Source organism: Siminovitchia terrae (genome assembly GCF_003605405.2).
Classification (GTDB): domain Bacteria; phylum Bacillota; class Bacilli; order Bacillales; family Bacillaceae_C; genus Siminovitchia; species Siminovitchia terrae.
On the sequence record NZ_QYTW02000008.1, the window covers coordinates 78,226 to 94,128 of the forward strand.

Here is a 15,903-nt window from a genome sequence, read left to right on the forward strand (position 1 = left end):
TTCAAAGACAAAAACCTCATTTATCTATGATGCAGCTTACCATAGTAAATCTAAATGAGACGCATTAGTTCAATCATGTAAAATTCCCATTTTTTGGGAGGCTTGAATAGCAGCCACTCGATTATTTACCCGGAGCTTCGTGTATATATTAATAATGTGAGATTTTACCGTAGCAAGAGAGATGCATAAATGATCAGCAATTTCCTTATTTGTAGATCCTTCGGCTATTTCTCTTAAAACCTCTATTTCTCTTTCACTAAGTATGGATTGCATTTGAACCTTGCAAACTTTCGAGATGGCCTTATAATGGGCTTTTTCATGAGTACTAAGATGGGAGTATATATTTTGTTCATATTGTCGAACTAACTTGGCAACCACTTCCCTTTCCTTATAATACGGTAGGAGAATGTGATCCTCGTGGCTGTAAAATACCGCTTCACGAAACAGGTTGATCACCTCACGCTTCTTTCCAGGATGATGAATCATCATCTGGATTTTAAAAAGAGAAGCTTCGATGAGCATTAATTTCATTTTATGTTTACGGGAATACGTTAGAATTTCGTCCGTCAGCTCCATCGCTGCTTGACCTTTTCCTTCATGGAATATTATTTTTGAATATAACAACTTATTTTCTAAGCTTCTGAAGGGGTTTTTCATCCTCTCATAACCTAACTTAAATTGCTCCTTAAGCAGTTCATGGGGAAGTTTATTCTTGTTTAGCCGAAAAACATAGTCCAAAAGTGGCGCCAGATAAACAGGACTGTGATAGCTTTCCATGTTCATTAGCTCATTCACCAGGTCCATCGCATCCTCTGACTCTTCCCTGATAAATTTGTATTCCGTTAAGTTGTATCTATATCCCCTGTCCACGGGAAGCACGGAATCTGTACTGTAGTCCGCTGCCTGTTTCAAACAGCTTTCTGCACCTATAAGGTCCATCTGCTTTAAATAAACCCCAGTAATGCCAATATAGAAGCTGGCCTTTAACATGGAAAGACTTTCATGGCTTTCTAAAATCCGCTCCATTTTCTTATAAAGGTGCGCACATTTGTTTAATTCACCCATGTCCTCTAACACTTGAGCTTTAATCGACAATGAAAAGAAGGTAATATACGAGTTGCTCCTGCTTGCGGAGTAGTTTATTGCTTGATCTATATAAAGCAATGCCTTCTCATACCTGTTCTGCACATATAAAAAAGTGGCATCTTTGATAAGCAAAAAAGCTTTCGTCGTCTCTTTCAAGGGAAGAAGGTCAATTTCTGATATTGACATCACGTCAATATCATTGTAGTTAACACGATCTTCAACAATGAAATTAGCATATTTAAAGGCTTCATAAGTGGAATGTTTGGCCATACTAGCTTTTAACAATTGATAAATTTCCCTGCATTTTTCAAATTCCATATTCACATAATGATAAAAGTAGCGCTGAAAAGCAAAATCTGGATTTTTTGATAAAAGTTCTTCAGGAATCCGCTCCATAAAGGAAAATAATGCAGTGTTTTGAGGTAGCTCTAAAATCAATTTCATGGCAGCAATATAATCCTCTGCATACAGCAAATGGTCAATGCACTGATTAAAGTCGCCCAATTCTTTCAAACTATTGGCAGCCTTTAAATGAAAATGAATCCTTGTCTCTTTATTTAATTCATTAAACTTTTCATTTAAATATTCTTTAAAAATCGTATGGTAGCGATAAATTCCCTTTTCTTCATCAATACAGGTAAGCAATATGTTCTTCTTGAACAGACTGTCGATTATTTTTTTAAAATCAATCTGTTCTATGACTTTGATACATATCTCCTGATGAAAATAGGACAGCATTGAGGTCATCACAAGAAATTCCTTTTCTTCGGGATTTAACGCCTCATAAATTTCCTTTGTAAGATAATCGGCAACAAGCTTGTTTTGGAGATTGATCCTTATAAGGTCCCCTTGTTTTTTTCCGCCCGTTGCTGCAGCAATAAGCTGAAGTCCCCCAATCCACCCCTCGGAAATAGCATTTAAATCATCAAGAATTTCCTGCTCCATGTTCAGCTTCAACGTTTCTTTTAAGAATTGGATTCCCTGTTCTGGTGGAAGTTTTAAGTCATTTTCATCGATGACAAGCAGCCTGCCCTCCATATTCAGCATAGCTAAATATAATGGCGGTTCCTCCCTCGTTAGCAGGATCAAATGAACATGATCAGGCATATTTTTGACAAAAAACTCGATCGTATCGAGTAAAAAGCGATCCGTCATATAATAAAAATCATCTAAAACAATAAATAGTTCTTCTTGATGATCTAGTCCATTGATAAGTAAGGTAAGCAGTCGTTCAAAATTGCTTTTCTGGAAGTTGGAATCATAAAGGGTTAAGAAATCTTGCTTTGTCGCTCCGAGATCGCCGCTAATGGCTTCGATAAAGTAATTCCAAAACGAGAAAACATGATTACAGTTTTCATCAAGCGAGATCCATCTAATGTTTGCCATTGCCTTTTCCTTGGCAAAGGAAGTGATTAGTGTCGTTTTTCCTGTCCCTGGACCACCCTTTACCAAAATGACACTGTAATTCCCCATTTGATTCAGCCTCAAAAAAAGTTCATTTCGAAGGATATAATTTTTCCTTGGCTGAGGCATTTTAAGCCTTGTTGATATTAATGGCCATTGATCACTCATTCAATCACCGTACTTCCCTAAGGTCATCACCTTTATTTTACTTTAATCCTTCCGAAGCACATAGTCGTTTTTGATTTTGATAACCGAAAAAGTAAAAAAGACCAGTAAGATGACAAGACAATAGGAAAGCTGCGGAAGCATGGCTGATACAGCCTTTCCGCTTTCCAACCCTTGGACAAAGCTCAGATAATCCTTTTGAGGCAGGACCCAGATGATCTTCTCAAGCATTTTATTTCCTTTTTCAAATGAATAAAAGCTTCCGGAGAGTATAGTTGTCAGTGTGACAATGGAGGAACCGATCATATTGGCGGTATCGGAGACTTTCACGAGTGAGATCAAAAACATGCTAAAGGCAATGCCAAGCATACAGAGCAGCGCTAATAACAGCGCATACTGCCACAGACTAAAGCCCATCGCAAAACCAAAGCCTTTCATGACGGCCAGTATGGAAAATGCCGGAATAAAAACGAGAGCAAAGGTAAAAATGAAATGAGATAATACATAGGAGAAAAACGAAATCGGTGCAACAGCCATTCGTTCAATTTGCTTCCGTTCCATATCTTCAGCCAGCATAAACATAAACAGAACACATTGCAGCAAAATAAACAGGATCAGAAAGCCAAGAATATTGGTGCCAATTCCTCTAGCATCTGGTAAGGGCGGGGTGTATCCATAAGGTTTCTTTACAATTTCCTCTAGGATTTTCCTAACATCATGATTCTTTATGGTGACAATCTCAAATTCTCCATCACCCTTTTCAATAATTTCCCCATCATATTTCCCAAGCATCAGCTGGTACCTCGGCAACTCTTTGTCCAGAGTTGTAAAGGTAAAATAGTCCGATTGGAAAACCGTATCTTTATTGGTGGTGACAACTGCAATGCTGCCCTTCACCTCAAGCTTTGCATGAAAGTACACGGCTGAAAAAATCGAAATCATCGTCATGGCGATAGAAATCATCAAGTAATATTTTTTGCTTTTCATTCGGTAATAATTATTTTTAAGCACACTCATCCTATATAATCCTCCGTTCGATAAAATTTTCCGCACAATAGCAGGGCTGCCACAGATAAGGACAATAAGATCAGAGCAGTTGGCAAATAGTAAGAAAAATCATTGTCATAAATAATCTTAAACATGTTGATCACTATCCATTTTACTGGTGAAAGATAGCTTATTTTTTCGATGCTGCTTCCAAATCCATCCATCCTAAAAAACAGACCTCCCAATAAAGCAGAAATATTAATAACCATACTCAAAATCTGGTTGCTCGTGTTTTCACTTTTGAAAATACAACAGCATAATACACCAAGGACCGAAGCAAAAGCCTCAAACATAATGAGTATGGAAAGAGTGAAACCAGTATTGGAACCTCCTAAATGAATTTTTAACAAAACATGTAGCAGCATGATGACAAACAGGTGGCAAACAGAAGAAAAAACAAAGCTTGCAGTTATTTTTGATAAATAGATATAAGACTTCGGCACCGGCGAGTAAATGATCCTCATGTTTCCCTTTTTAATCCGCTCCTCCATAAAACTGTTAGCAGCAATCGTGGAGGTATTAAAAACAATGTAGATCATCATCGTAATCCCGTAATAATCATAAGAAGTAATGGAATCTCCATAATTGCCGCTGCTTAAGAAACCCAGAATAAGGACAAGCAGAAACGGAAACACGGTGCCATAAAAAAACCACATCGGGTTTAAAAATAGATTTAATAAATCTCTTTTAAAAATTTGCTTAAATGGATACATGTCAGCTCCCCCTTTTAATCTCTCAAGTTTCTTCCGGTAAGGTTTAAAAACATAGTCTCTAGATTGGCAGCCTGAGAGGTTACATTATGGATCTTAACGGAGCGGTCCATCAAAATAGAAATCAGTTTATCCAGGTTTTCCACTCCTGTTAAAACCGTGATTTCTAATTTGTTGTCTTTCATTGAGGCCTTCTTAACACCTTCGACACTATAAAAATCCTTTACATAAACCAATTCTGCATCATCCACTTCAATGATGATCTTCTTCGAATTGACAAACTTCTCTTGTAAGGTTTCTTTCGATCCTGAAGCGATGATCTGTCCTTTATCCATAATAATGATCCTTGTTGAGATTTCCTCAACCTCCTCCATATAATGGGTAGTGTAAATAATTGTCATCCCTTGGTCTTTCATTTTTTTGACAGAGCTTAAAATATGATTTCTGGATTGTGGATCAATCCCCACGGTTGGCTCATCCATGATCAATATTTCCGGAGTATGTGCGATGGCACACGCAATATTCAACCTTCTTTTCATTCCTCCTGAAAAAGTCTTTACCTTATCTTTTGCTCGATCAGACAATCCGGCAAATTCAAGGGCCATTGCGGTTTTCTCATTAAGCTCTCTCCCTTTTAATCCATAAAGAGAAGCAAAAAAGCAAAGATTTTGCTCAGCCGTAATATCCTCATAGAGCGCAAGATCCTGTGGGACAACTCCTAACTTTTGTTTAAACTCTCGATCGCCTTTCCTGATTTTTCTCCCATTGTAAGTGATTTCACCTGCTTCATAGGCAAGAGCCCCGGTCAGGATATTGATCGTTGTACTTTTTCCTGCGCCATTTGGTCCAAGAAAACAAAGAATTTCCCCTTTATTAATTCCAAATGATACCCCCTTGATCACCTTGTTCCCTTTATAGCTTTTTTCAAGATTTTTCACACTTATGATTTCCTTCATTGCAAACTCAGCCTCCTTGGTAAACATTGTAGTTTACAAGAAAAAAAATAAAATCAACCGTTCGGTTGATTTGAAGGGTTGAACTATGGTCTGCTGCTTTTATTTGGCTGAGCCTGTTGAAGTACAGTTAGTATCAATGAAGCAACTAAAGCCGTAAGGACACAGCAAAATCCATTTCTTCTCTAAGGATTTCTTCTCCAATCCCTCCTTATCAAATGCGCCTTGGCGTATTTGCGCCCAGATTTTATCGAGCTCCGCTCGATAAATTTCCTCTGAAAATCTGAGGCATCCGCCGGAGGCTTTAACTTTATTCAGCTGGGTTTGAACCCCCACTGAATGGGATACCAATATGCATTCATCTCACCACTTACAGAAGTGGGAGACTTCTGCTGAATGAAGTTAAAGCGGTGCCTTCCGCATAGTACTCTATAGCTTGAATGTATTTTTTCTTCGACATATTCATTCCGATTGATGGACAAGCCTTTCATTGCTCGGACCATATATAACCGTTGGAACCTTTAATTGCGGGAAAAAAATGGAGGCATCCATATAATAATTGGCGCCTAATAATAACGCGAAACTCCAAGCTGATAACAAAACAAGATTGACCCAAAGAAGAGAACCTTAAAGGTTTTTTTCAATTAAAGAAGAAAAATCTCATTAATATATCTCTTTAATGTTTTTAGACATATGCCCTTTAATCATGCTGATCCATACATATCAACTAGTATAAATACCTCACGAATCTATTAACAATTAATATCTATTTAGAATAAATATAATTAAACCCTTGACTTTAATATTTAGTACTATATAATAGTAATTGTAATTAAGTAACTGTTATAGATAATTAAATAACAGCTATCTAAAAATACATTTAGGAGGAATTTATATTATGTCTCTTATTGGAAAAGAAGTAGAACCATTTACAGCACAAGCGTACAAAAACGGCGATTTCATCGAGGTAACAGATGCAAATTTGAAAGGCCATTGGAGCGTCGTTTGCTTCTACCCAGCAGACTTCACTTTCGTTTGTCCAACAGAACTTGAAGACTTGCAAGATCAATATCCTGCTCTTCAGGAACTTGGAGTAGAAGTTTTCTCTGTTTCAAGAGATTCTCATTTCACACATAAAGCTTGGCACGATACATCCGAAGCTATCGGTAAAATTACTTACGCAATGATTGGGGATCCAGCACATAAGCTTTCCCAAATGTTCGATGTGTTTGTAGAAGAAGAAGGCCGTGCAGACCGCGGTACTTTTATTATCGACCCAGACGGAGTCGTCAAAGCGGTTGAAATCAATGCTGACGGCATCGGCCGTGATGCAAGTGTCCTCATTGATAAAATTAAAGCTGCACAATACGTGCGTAATAATCCTGGCGAAGTTTGCCCTGCAAAATGGAAAGAAGGCTCAGAAACTCTTAAGCCAAGCCTTGATCTAGTAGGTAAAATTTAAGGAGTGCTATAAATGATACTGGATGCAGACATTAAGGAACAACTTAGACAATATCTACAATTAATGGAAGGCGACGTACTGTTAAAAGTCAGTGCAGGAACTGATGATGTATCAAAGGACATGCTGTCTTTGATGGACGAGCTTACAGCTATGTCATCCAAAATAAAAGTAGAGAAAGCAACCTTGGAAAGAACGCCCAGCTTCAGTGTCAACCGTATGGGGGAAGATACCGGAATCACTTTCGCCGGTATCCCCCTCGGGCATGAATTTACTTCTTTCGTTCTGGCGTTGCTTCAGGTGAGCGGACGAGCTCCAAAGGTCGAACAGAACGTTATCGACCAAGTGAAGAGCCTCCAAGGCGAGTATCACTTTGAAACATACGTGAGCCTTAGCTGCAACAACTGTCCTGATGTTGTCCAAGCATTGAACGTGATGAGCGTTCTCCATCCTGGCATCAGTCATACGATGATTGATGGCGCAGCTTTTAAAGAGGAAATGGAAAGCAAGGGCATCATGGCCGTGCCAACTGTTTTCTTGAATGGCGAGTCGTTTGGCGGCGGCCGTATGTCACTTGAAGATATCCTTGCAAAGTTGGGCAGCACAGTAGATCCTTCCGAGCTTTCCGCTAAAGAACCGTTTGATGTTCTTGTGGTTGGCGGCGGTCCTGCCGGCGCCAGCGCAGCGGTCTATGCTGCACGCAAAGGCATTCGGACAGGTATTGTGGCTGAACGCTTCGGCGGTCAGATCTTGGATACCGTCGGCATTGAGAACTTTATCAGTGTGAAACATACAGAAGGCCCTAAGCTTGCGGCAAGCCTGGAAGAGCATGTGAAAGAATATGATGTGGATATTATGAGCTCACAGCACGCAAAAGGCTTACAGAAGAAAGATTTTATTGAAGTTGAACTGGAAAACGGAGCTGTTCTTAAAAGTAAAACCGTGGTCCTTTCAACAGGCGCCCGCTGGCGTAATGTAGGCGTTCCAGGCGAAGCAGAGTTCAAAAACAAAGGTGTTGCCTACTGTCCTCACTGTGACGGCCCATTGTTTGAAGGAAAAGACGTAGCTGTTATTGGTGGAGGCAACTCTGGTATTGAAGCGGCCATTGATCTTGCTGGTATTGTGAAGCACGTAACAGTTCTTGAGTTTGCTCCAGAATTGAAGGCCGACTCTGTCTTACAAGACCGCCTTTACAGTCTTCCAAATGTGACAGTGATCAAAAATGCCCAAACTAAGGAAATTACTGGTACAGATAAAGTCGATGGCATTACCTATATTAATCGCGAAACCGGAGAAGAACATCGTATAGATTTACAAGGCGTGTTTGTTCAAATTGGCCTTGTACCAAACACTGATTGGCTGGACGATACAATTGAACGTTCAAGAATGGGTGAAATTGTAGTAGACAAAAAAGGTGCCACAAGCATTCCTGGTGTATTTGCAGCAGGTGACTGTACTGACAGTGCCTATAAGCAAATCATCATTTCGATGGGATCAGGTGCTACTGCTGCATTGGGTGCATTTGATTACCTCGTCCGGAATTAAACGATAATTTTATGCTGCGTACCAGCGGAAGTCCCTCCGAGTCATAAAAAACAACCTACTAAGTACGCCAAGCTTATTTAATATAGATTCTCCTTTAAAAAATCACTATCCGCTCGCTCAGGGCTGGGTAGTGATTTTCTCTTTCTATATTTCTTATCATCAAACACAAACTGACCCCTACATTTTTTGCAAAAGTGACACTTTCAAAGAGATCAACGATTTGCTAAATTATCAGTAAATACAAAGAGACAGACAACATCCTGTTGCCTATTAAATAGCAAAGAAAGAAGGTCTGTAAGATGGAAAGAACCGCGAGCTATTCAAGCTCCAGATCCAAAACTTTTGATCTCATTCTGACAGCCATGTTAACAGCACTCGTCTTCGTGGCTACCATGCTCTTAAATATAAAACTTCCTATTTCGATAAATGGTGGTCTGGTTCACCTTGGCTCAGCCATGCTCTTCGTCGCAGCCATTGTATTCGGCCCTAAAAAAGGCGCATTTGCAGGAGCTGTCGGCATGGGATTGTTTGACTTGGTATCCGGTTGGGCTTTGTGGGCGCCTATCACCTTTTTAACACGCGCATTACAGGGCTATATCGTTGGAAAAATTGCCTGGTCTAGAGGCCGAAATGGAAACAGCATTGCATACAACCTATTGGGAATCATCCTTTCGGTACCTCCTATGATTGCCGGCTATTATCTTTGGGAAAGCATCATATATGGCAACTGGATTGTACCTTTAACTTCCATTCCCGGGGACATCGTCCAAAGTGTTATCGGTATCGGTGTCGCTATTCCCGTATGTATTGTGTTGAAGAAAATACCTGCTTTTAAATAATGAATATAAAATCAGCTATAACCTTACACGGTTTATAGCTGATTTTTTCACAAACATAATTAGGCTCTATTATACTAGTCAACCCTTATTGGGAAGGAGGCAAGGTAATGGATTGCTTAAGGCTGGTTTGCAATTTTTGAAACGTTTCCTTGCCAAAAAATGCATCCGCTTTGTTCTCAATGTCTGTTAAAGCCGCGTCATTTTCACGAAGGGTTTCCCGGATTCTCTCTACAATTTGCAGCGCGTTTGCCCCTTTGATCTGTTTGGCGACTCGTTCCAGAAGCACCTTCGTATCAACAGAAAATTTTCGCGCAAAACTGTGGCACCTGACAATATTATTCCGGAGAAACTCAGAATATTCAGGTGTGAAAGCACGGCGGATACAACCCCTCATCCCAGCGTAGCCATAGGAAACCTCTGACGCAGCACGATAAAACAAAATCATCCCATCCGCGTGACTTGATTCAGGATTCAACCTCAGTTCCGTAATATAAGAAACTAAGCGCTTCACCACTGTCGTTCCTTGCTCAGTCGCCTCCCACCACTCCAATAAATGATGTTTTTCCTCTACACTCATTTGAAAGGAAGATTGATCTGGCATTCCCTTCTCTCCCTTTAAGTAATCTGTTAAAGGCGCGGAATAGCCTGAACTTTTTGGATGCGTTTCAGAATCTCATTCCATTCCGTTCCCAAAAGAGCCTTTCCGTACTTATTGGCCTCATCAATTTTTTGAGCTATTTGCCGGTTTAAAAGCCGACTTTGCTCGATTAAATAATAGGTGTCCGGTGTCGCTTCCTTTGCTACTAGCTCAAAATTAGGGCTCATTTGTTTTTCGCTAATCCGCAATGTATCCAGGTCAAAAACAAGCATTTCTTTTCCGAGCGGGATCATTTCGCCATTGCGAAGCCTTTCGATCGTCCCTCTGACTGCATCAAAGCCGTAGCCAATATCAGCCACAGTAGCATGATACGGATTCAGCCCCGGTGCATTCCGCAACGAAGGAACCTGGCGAAAACCAGTCGTAATGGAGCAAACCACTTCCTTTGCTGCCATTCCCATATCTAAGGCAGCATCTATGGCATCAAGATACCCATCCCACTGATTCCTCCCCATTTTAAAATACCCCCTTTTTACCGAACTTCCCCCAGAATAAAATATTCGGGCCTACTCTGTCCTTATGATTCATTTCGAAAAATCCCAAGGAAATCTGATTCGAGAAAAAGAGACAATATCAAATGCGCCTTGGCGTATTTGCGCCCAGATTTTATCGAGCTCCGCTCGATAAATTTCCTCTAAAAATCTGTGGCATACGCCGGAGGCTTTAACTTTATTCAGCCGGGGTTGAAGTTAAACAGGAAAAACCGCAATCAATAGCATCTTCATACCGTTACTTATGGTGCGGCTCACCGTACACTACCACAAGAACATTAATACCCTAGTCTAATTCCAAAAAAGCACTCGTAGAAAAACTCTCACTTTCAAGAGAGTCACTCTCGTCGATATTCCTTAACCGAGCCACCTCATCGTTTAAACCTAGATTAATCATTAGATTCATGACTAATTCTTTCAGCTCTACCTCATTTGAAATCAATAATGTATATTGGGCATCTCGTATGAAAGCCAGCTTGCTTTCTGTAGTTGCATGATTTAAAAAAGATTGTATTTCATTTAAGTCAATATGCATATCCTCTTCCAGCTGATAGATCGTATGGCTGCTATGTGCTTTTTCTGAGCCTATGATTCCTATACCGTTAAGAGTTAGTAAAATGGTTTGTTTAGTTCTTTCTGTCATCACTTTTCTTTCCACATAATGATATACATCCTCAATAATTTCACAGCCGATAGTAGATATGATCTTGTCTACTACATAGTTAGCTCTTTTTACATATTCCTCATTTTCATTTTCTTCTTGTTTTAGTTTGTTAAGCAGGCTTAAATACTGCTCCTCTTCTGTAATCATGTTAAAGTTAGAGATAACTCCGGCATCTCCCATCGTACAAAGCATGCCAACAAACTCCCTTATATTCCTGGCAACAATCTTTATTTGTGAACCAAAATCCATTGGACTAATACATACAACAAAGGCATCCTCTAAATCAGATACTGTTCCAAAATCAGTTAACAAGCCGAAATGGATCCCATCACTGCCTGTACTTGCAAATGTAATCACGTCATAGGGCGTAATATCATAAGCACAATAATCGGACTGCAAAATAAGACCTAAATCCCTATCTAAAGAAAAGCCTTCTGTTTCAAGAACCGCCTCTAAACTCTTTAACTTATTAAATGTCGGCGGCATTTCCGAATACTTTCCAAGATGGTTCATATTGACCTCCTCCTAGTAAGTTTTGTTTTCCATTCCTTTACAACAGTTCAACTCCATATATTTCTTATGCTTTCGTCTTTTCTTCTTTTCCTATAGTCCATGCTCGTTTTTCAACATTGCCTCTCCTTCTGCCTTTGCAGATAAGGAATAAATGGATAACCCCATACATAGAACTGTACTAATTGTTTTTAAAAATTTCACACATTACAAAATGTGACAAATTCCTCAGCAAACATATTGTAGTATAATTGTAATAGATTTGTAATATAACCAGCTATGAAAAATGTAATAAGATGCTGGGGCGCACAGTAACGGGGGGAAATGTTTATGAGTTCTGTCAATGAACCTATTCAAACAGAAAGGAGCGGCCAATCAAAAAAGCCTTCAAAACGTAATTTTATTATCATTGGAGCGATCATCATTATCGCTCTCATATTAGCAGGAATGAGCTATTATCAAGCAACCCGATTCAATTCAAACATTACAATTAATGGCATCAAGGTTGGTGGGCTGACTGCTGATCAGGTGATGGATAAATTAAAAACATCCAAGTTGACCAACAGGGTTTATATAGGAAAACAATTGATTTTAGATAAAAAAGATACACAGATGGCTTTTACAGATAAGGACCTGCCTAAAGTTAAGAAACTAATGAAAAAGCAGTGGACGTTTCTTCCTTCCAAGAAGGAAAAAGATTATGCATTAGCACCTGAAAAAACCGATCACTTCCGAACAGAGACACTAAAAAAACAACTAAAAAAAGAACTCCAATTCATGAATAAGAGCTTAAAAGCACCCGTAGATGCTCAAGTGAAATGGGAACAAGGCAAAATTGTCATCTCCGAAAGTAAGGATGGAAAGCAATATGACATCGATGCCTTATTAAAAGATTATGATAAACAAGTGTACACCAGCGATGTCCATTTAGAGCCTGTTTTCATACAGCCCATTAAATCGGATGACCCAATTATAAAAGAAAATGAGAAAAAGATGCAGGATTTCATACAGCGATCAATCGATTATAAGGTACAGGACAAAGTGTACACCCTACAAGCGAATGAATTGGTTAAAAAAGCCTCCATTTCAAATGCCGGGAAGGTTTCGATCACTGAAAGTGACATTCAGAAAAAAGTAGACGAAATTAATAAGTCTCAATCAACCTTAAACAAGGATTTTAAATTCAAGACCCATTCAGGCAAAGTCATCTCGGTTAGAGGCCAGGGTTATGGCTGGGCAATAGATGCTGAGAAAGAAACGGCAATGCTCGAGAAGGCTTTTGAAAAAGGGAAGGAATCCACTTCTGCTTCCAATATTTATGGAAATGGATGGGACTATGATGCTATTGGCTATGAAACAACAGCAAACAACGGTATCGGCGATACATACGCTGAAGTATCCATTGCGGACCAACGTATATGGATTTATAAGAATGGAAAATTGATTGTCACAACGCATGTAGTGACGGGTAAAATGGCCACCAATGAAGGAACATCACCCGGAGTTTGGTATATTCTCTATAAAGCCTCACCATACACCCTTAGGGGCAGCGCTGTAGGCAATCCTAACTACTCAGTTGATGTTAAATACTGGGCACCGTTCACCAATGACGGACAAGGATTCCACGATGCCGATTGGCGGAAAAACTGGGCTGGCAATGCCTATCTGAAAGAAGGTTCGGCAGGCTGTGTTAACACGCCTCCGGATGTGATGAAAACCGTGTATGAACATCTCAGCACATACGATCCGGTTATTGTCTATTAAAAAAGGACGGCTCCTGTACTCCTTAATAGGAAGTACAAGAGCCGTCTTTTTCTCATTATGATACGCTTTGACTTTTATGCAGCGATACGTTCTCAGTCAGACCGAGCGTTTCCGATGTAGAAGTAAGAATTTCTTGGAAAAGCTCTGGATTTTCCACTAGTGACTGGCCATAAGAAGGAATCATTTCTTTTATCTTAGACTCCCACTCTTTTACATACTGCGGGAAGCATTTTTCCAATACTTCCAACATAACATGAACCGCTGTGGAAGCACCTGGAGAAGCGCCGAGTAACGCAGCGATCGAGCCATCAGCCGCACTGACAACTTCGGTACCAAATTGAAGGGTACCCTTACCAGCCTTCGTATCCTTAATGACTTGCACGCGCTGGCCAGCTGTCACGACCTCCCAATCCTCGCTTTTGGCGCTTGGGATAAACTCACGCAATTCTTCCATGCGCTGTTCGTTTGATAGCATGAGCTGTTGAACAAGGTATTTTGTCAGTGCCATCTCTTTTACGCCTGCCGCTAACATTGTGAGAACATTATTCGGCTTTACAGAACCAATCAAATCAAGGTTTGAACCTGTTTTTAAGAACTTCGGTGAGAAGCCGGCAAACGGTCCAAACAACAAGGTTTTTTTGTTGTCGATATACCGAGTATCAAGATGCGGTACAGACATTGGAGGAGCACCAACCTTAGCTTTACCGTAAACTTTTGCGTGATGCTTTTCTACAACCTCTGGATTGTTGCAGACCAAAAATAGTCCGCTTACTGGAAAGCCTCCGATATGTTTTGATTCAGGAATACCAGTTTTTTGCAGTAAAGGTAAGCTTCCGCCCCCACCGCCGATAAAAACGAATTTTGCAGCATGGTACTCACACACATTGCTATCGATATTATGCACTTTCACTCCCCACAAGCCATCGCTTGTGCGTTTAATATCTTCAACACTGTGCCTATAATTGACTTCGACATTTTTAGCCTCTAAGTGATCAAACAGCATGCGTGTTAGAGCACCAAAGTTAACATCCGTACCAGAGTCGACTTTTGTGGCCGCTATTGGTTCATTCGATGTACGATCTTTCATGATAAGCGGAATCCATTCCTTCAGCTTTTCCGGGTCGTCGGAAAACTCCATTCCCTGGAATAAAGGATTGCTTGACAATGCCTCAAAACGTTTTTTCAAATACGTTACATTCTCTTCCCCTTCTACTAAACTCATATGGGGAATTGGCATGATGAAATCATCCGGATTGCTGATCAGATTGCTCTTAACGAGATAAGACCAAAACTGTCTTGAAAGCTGAAACTGTTCATTTACCTTTATCGCTTTACTGATGTCTACGGATCCGTCCGGCTTCTGGGGCGTGTAATTAAGCTCACAAAGAGCCGAATGGCCCGTACCCGCATTGTTCCATTCGTTGGAGCTTTCTTCTCCAGCCTTTCCGAGTTTCTCAAAGACTTTGATTTCCCACTCTGGTGCTAATTCTTTCAACAGAGATCCCAAAGTCGCACTCATGGCTCCGGCGCCAATTAAGATAATGTCTGTTTTTTCATGTATCTTGCCCATTACAACCTTCCTTATCCCTATATTTGCCTAAAAAGAGTAGTTGTCACAAAAAACAAGGCGCCTCCATAGGAACACACCTTTTCTATCTTAATTATACCTCATACCCTTGTCTATTAAACTTTTTTTCGATTAAAACCTCTACTGTACTATAATAATTATATCCTATTTAAAGCTAATAAAAAAGAGGGAAGTTTGTCCATAGTAGGCATTGAAACACAAAAAAACCAAGACCTTCGTCTAGTTCGAGCTTTGGTTTACTTCTTTCCAGTGAACACTGCTTAAATACATGCTATTTTAGGCAGTTTTGCTGAGCTTACAATTGTAAAAAGAGATGAGGCTTATCACACTATTGAGACTGTATCTCATTTAAGAATGCTTTTTTGGCGATTTTCGGATTCCCATTCATGACGTCATGACGTATCTTTGGATGAAATAAGCCAACACGTTACTTTCATATTTAGCTAGTTGAGCCCAAAAGAAGACGATAGGCTAATATATAGATAATCCTACTGTATACCTTGTGCTTACTACTTTTTAACAAAAGAAACAAGTCACTAACACATCACAACAATTAAGTTTTCTACCTACTGAAAGAGTGTTGTTGACCTAAAAAAGGCGGGCCCAAAATTGTCCTAAAATCAAATGCGCCTTGGCGTATTTGCGCCCAGATTTTATCGAGCTCCGCTCGATAAATTTCCTCTGAAAATCTGTGGCATCCGCAGGAGGCTTTGACTTTATTCAGCAGGGGTCTGAACCCCCACTGAATGGAATACCAATAGGTATTCATCTCACCACTTACAGAAGTGGGAGACTTCTGCTGAATGAAGTTAAATGTTTGTTCAATGTAAAGAAACCTACAATTCATCCTTGATACAAAACGAATTGTAGGTCCTATTAAAAATTTATAAATTTAAACATACACACNTGTTCAATGTAAAGAAACCTACAATTCATCCTTGATACAAAACGAATTGTAGGTCCTATTAAAAATTTATAAATTTAAACATACACACGTCACATCGTCATTCTGCCGAAAAG

General features: G+C 39.8%; 15 protein-coding genes. 4 read left to right on the forward strand and 11 right to left on the reverse strand.

The genetic code is table 11. The features are described 5' to 3' along the window. Positions 1-69 precede the first annotated feature (69 nt). The 6 genes from D5F11_RS10325 to D5F11_RS26315 form a co-directional block, all read right to left on the reverse strand. Positions 70-2,658: a LuxR C-terminal-related transcriptional regulator gene (locus tag D5F11_RS10325; RefSeq protein WP_120115875.1), complete on the reverse strand. Its 2,589-nt coding sequence runs from the start codon at positions 2,656-2,658 to the stop codon at positions 70-72. A 42-nt stretch (positions 2,659-2,700) separates the two neighbouring features. Next, positions 2,701-3,672: an ABC transporter permease gene (locus D5F11_RS10330; protein WP_120115874.1), complete on the reverse strand. Its 972-nt coding sequence runs from the start codon at positions 3,670-3,672 to the stop codon at positions 2,701-2,703. After that, positions 3,669-4,415: an ABC transporter permease gene (locus D5F11_RS10335; RefSeq protein WP_120115873.1), complete on the reverse strand. Its 747-nt coding sequence runs from the start codon at positions 4,413-4,415 to the stop codon at positions 3,669-3,671. The genes D5F11_RS10330 and D5F11_RS10335 overlap by 4 nt, the downstream gene beginning before the upstream one ends. A gap of 14 nt (positions 4,416-4,429) precedes the next feature. Next, the gene (locus tag D5F11_RS10340) at positions 4,430-5,368 is read right to left on the reverse strand and encodes an ABC transporter ATP-binding protein (protein ID WP_120115872.1); all 939 of its coding nucleotides are present in this window, start codon (positions 5,366-5,368) and stop codon (positions 4,430-4,432) included. Positions 5,369-5,467: 99 nt separating this feature from the next. Then, a complete protein-coding gene (locus tag D5F11_RS10345) occupies positions 5,468-5,716 on the reverse strand; it encodes a hypothetical protein (protein WP_120115871.1) in 249 nt (82 codons plus the stop codon). Further along, the gene (locus D5F11_RS26315; protein WP_185830624.1) at positions 5,680-5,868 is read right to left on the reverse strand and encodes a hypothetical protein; all 189 of its coding nucleotides are present in this window, start codon (positions 5,866-5,868) and stop codon (positions 5,680-5,682) included. The genes D5F11_RS10345 and D5F11_RS26315 overlap by 37 nt, the downstream gene beginning before the upstream one ends. 395 nt (positions 5,869-6,263) lie before the next feature. Here D5F11_RS26315 and ahpC point away from each other — a divergent pair, with 395 nt between their 5' ends. The 3 genes from ahpC (at position 6,264) to D5F11_RS10360 (ending at position 9,208) form a co-directional block, all read left to right on the forward strand. Next, positions 6,264-6,827 (forward strand): alkyl hydroperoxide reductase subunit C, encoded by a 564-nt coding sequence (gene ahpC / locus D5F11_RS10350; RefSeq protein WP_120115870.1) that lies wholly within the window; start codon positions 6,264-6,266, stop codon positions 6,825-6,827. Between the two features lie 12 nt (positions 6,828-6,839). Continuing rightward, complete coding sequence (gene ahpF / locus D5F11_RS10355; RefSeq protein WP_120115869.1) at positions 6,840-8,369, forward strand: alkyl hydroperoxide reductase subunit F; 1,530 nt, start codon at positions 6,840-6,842, stop codon at positions 8,367-8,369. A 299-nt stretch (positions 8,370-8,668) separates the two neighbouring features. After that, positions 8,669-9,208: an ECF transporter S component gene (locus D5F11_RS10360; protein WP_120115868.1), complete on the forward strand. Its 540-nt coding sequence runs from the start codon at positions 8,669-8,671 to the stop codon at positions 9,206-9,208. Positions 9,209-9,293: 85 nt separating this feature from the next. Here the strand turns inward: D5F11_RS10360 and D5F11_RS10365 are convergent, their stop codons facing one another. The 3 genes from D5F11_RS10365 to D5F11_RS10375 form a co-directional block, all read right to left on the reverse strand. Further along, positions 9,294-9,809: a hypothetical protein gene (locus tag D5F11_RS10365; RefSeq protein WP_120115867.1), complete on the reverse strand. Its 516-nt coding sequence runs from the start codon at positions 9,807-9,809 to the stop codon at positions 9,294-9,296. 26 nt (positions 9,810-9,835) lie between these two features. Next, on the reverse strand, positions 9,836-10,321 hold the full coding sequence (locus D5F11_RS10370) for a hypothetical protein (RefSeq protein WP_120115866.1): 486 nt from the start codon (positions 10,319-10,321) through the stop codon (positions 9,836-9,838). Positions 10,322-10,643: 322 nt separating this feature from the next. After that, positions 10,644-11,534 carry a hypothetical protein gene (locus D5F11_RS10375; RefSeq protein WP_120115865.1) on the reverse strand — a complete coding sequence of 297 codons (891 nt, stop codon included), beginning with the start codon at positions 11,532-11,534 and terminating at the stop codon, positions 10,644-10,646. Between the two features lie 327 nt (positions 11,535-11,861). Between D5F11_RS10375 and D5F11_RS10380 the strand changes: the two genes are divergently transcribed. Then, the gene (locus D5F11_RS10380) at positions 11,862-13,295 is read left to right on the forward strand and encodes a L,D-transpeptidase family protein (RefSeq protein ID WP_425470780.1); all 1,434 of its coding nucleotides are present in this window, start codon (positions 11,862-11,864) and stop codon (positions 13,293-13,295) included. Between the two features lie 55 nt (positions 13,296-13,350). On the opposite strand, the gene D5F11_RS10385 is transcribed toward D5F11_RS10380, so the two are convergent. Further along, positions 13,351-14,865, reverse strand: coding sequence for a malate:quinone oxidoreductase (locus D5F11_RS10385; RefSeq protein ID WP_120115863.1), 1,515 nt, complete (start codon positions 14,863-14,865; stop codon positions 13,351-13,353). 580 nt (positions 14,866-15,445) lie between these two features. Continuing rightward, entirely contained in the window at positions 15,446-15,652 is a 207-nt protein-coding gene (locus tag D5F11_RS10390; RefSeq protein ID WP_126646554.1) for a hypothetical protein, read from the reverse strand. Positions 15,653-15,903 lie beyond the last annotated feature (251 nt).

What these genes read in the sequence shown, in the direction of transcription:
- D5F11_RS26315 (WP_185830624.1), bottom strand. Translation starts at nt 5,868, where the DNA reads ATGGTCCGAGCAATGAAAGGCTTGTCCATCAATCGGAATGAATATGTC.
- ahpF (WP_120115869.1), top strand. Translation starts at nt 6,840, where the DNA reads ATGATACTGGATGCAGACATTAAGGAACAACTTAGACAATATCTACAA.
- ahpC (WP_120115870.1), top strand. Translation starts at nt 6,264, where the DNA reads ATGTCTCTTATTGGAAAAGAAGTAGAACCATTTACAGCACAAGCGTAC.
- D5F11_RS10360 (WP_120115868.1), top strand. Translation starts at nt 8,669, where the DNA reads ATGGAAAGAACCGCGAGCTATTCAAGCTCCAGATCCAAAACTTTTGAT.
- D5F11_RS10340 (WP_120115872.1), bottom strand. Translation starts at nt 5,368, where the DNA reads ATGAAGGAAATCATAAGTGTGAAAAATCTTGAAAAAAGCTATAAAGGG.
- D5F11_RS10380 (WP_425470780.1), top strand. Translation starts at nt 11,862, where the DNA reads ATGAGTTCTGTCAATGAACCTATTCAAACAGAAAGGAGCGGCCAATCA.
- D5F11_RS10385 (WP_120115863.1), bottom strand. Translation starts at nt 14,865, where the DNA reads ATGGGCAAGATACATGAAAAAACAGACATTATCTTAATTGGCGCCGGA.
- D5F11_RS10365 (WP_120115867.1), bottom strand. Translation starts at nt 9,809, where the DNA reads ATGCCAGATCAATCTTCCTTTCAAATGAGTGTAGAGGAAAAACATCAT.
- D5F11_RS10325 (WP_120115875.1), bottom strand. Translation starts at nt 2,658, where the DNA reads ATGAGTGATCAATGGCCATTAATATCAACAAGGCTTAAAATGCCTCAG.
- D5F11_RS10375 (WP_120115865.1), bottom strand. Translation starts at nt 11,534, where the DNA reads ATGAACCATCTTGGAAAGTATTCGGAAATGCCGCCGACATTTAATAAG.
- D5F11_RS10370 (WP_120115866.1), bottom strand. Translation starts at nt 10,321, where the DNA reads ATGGGGAGGAATCAGTGGGATGGGTATCTTGATGCCATAGATGCTGCC.
- D5F11_RS10330 (WP_120115874.1), bottom strand. Translation starts at nt 3,672, where the DNA reads ATGAGTGTGCTTAAAAATAATTATTACCGAATGAAAAGCAAAAAATAT.
- D5F11_RS10390 (WP_126646554.1), bottom strand. Translation starts at nt 15,652, where the DNA reads ATGAATACCTATTGGTATTCCATTCAGTGGGGGTTCAGACCCCTGCTG.
- D5F11_RS10335 (WP_120115873.1), bottom strand. Translation starts at nt 4,415, where the DNA reads ATGTATCCATTTAAGCAAATTTTTAAAAGAGATTTATTAAATCTATTT.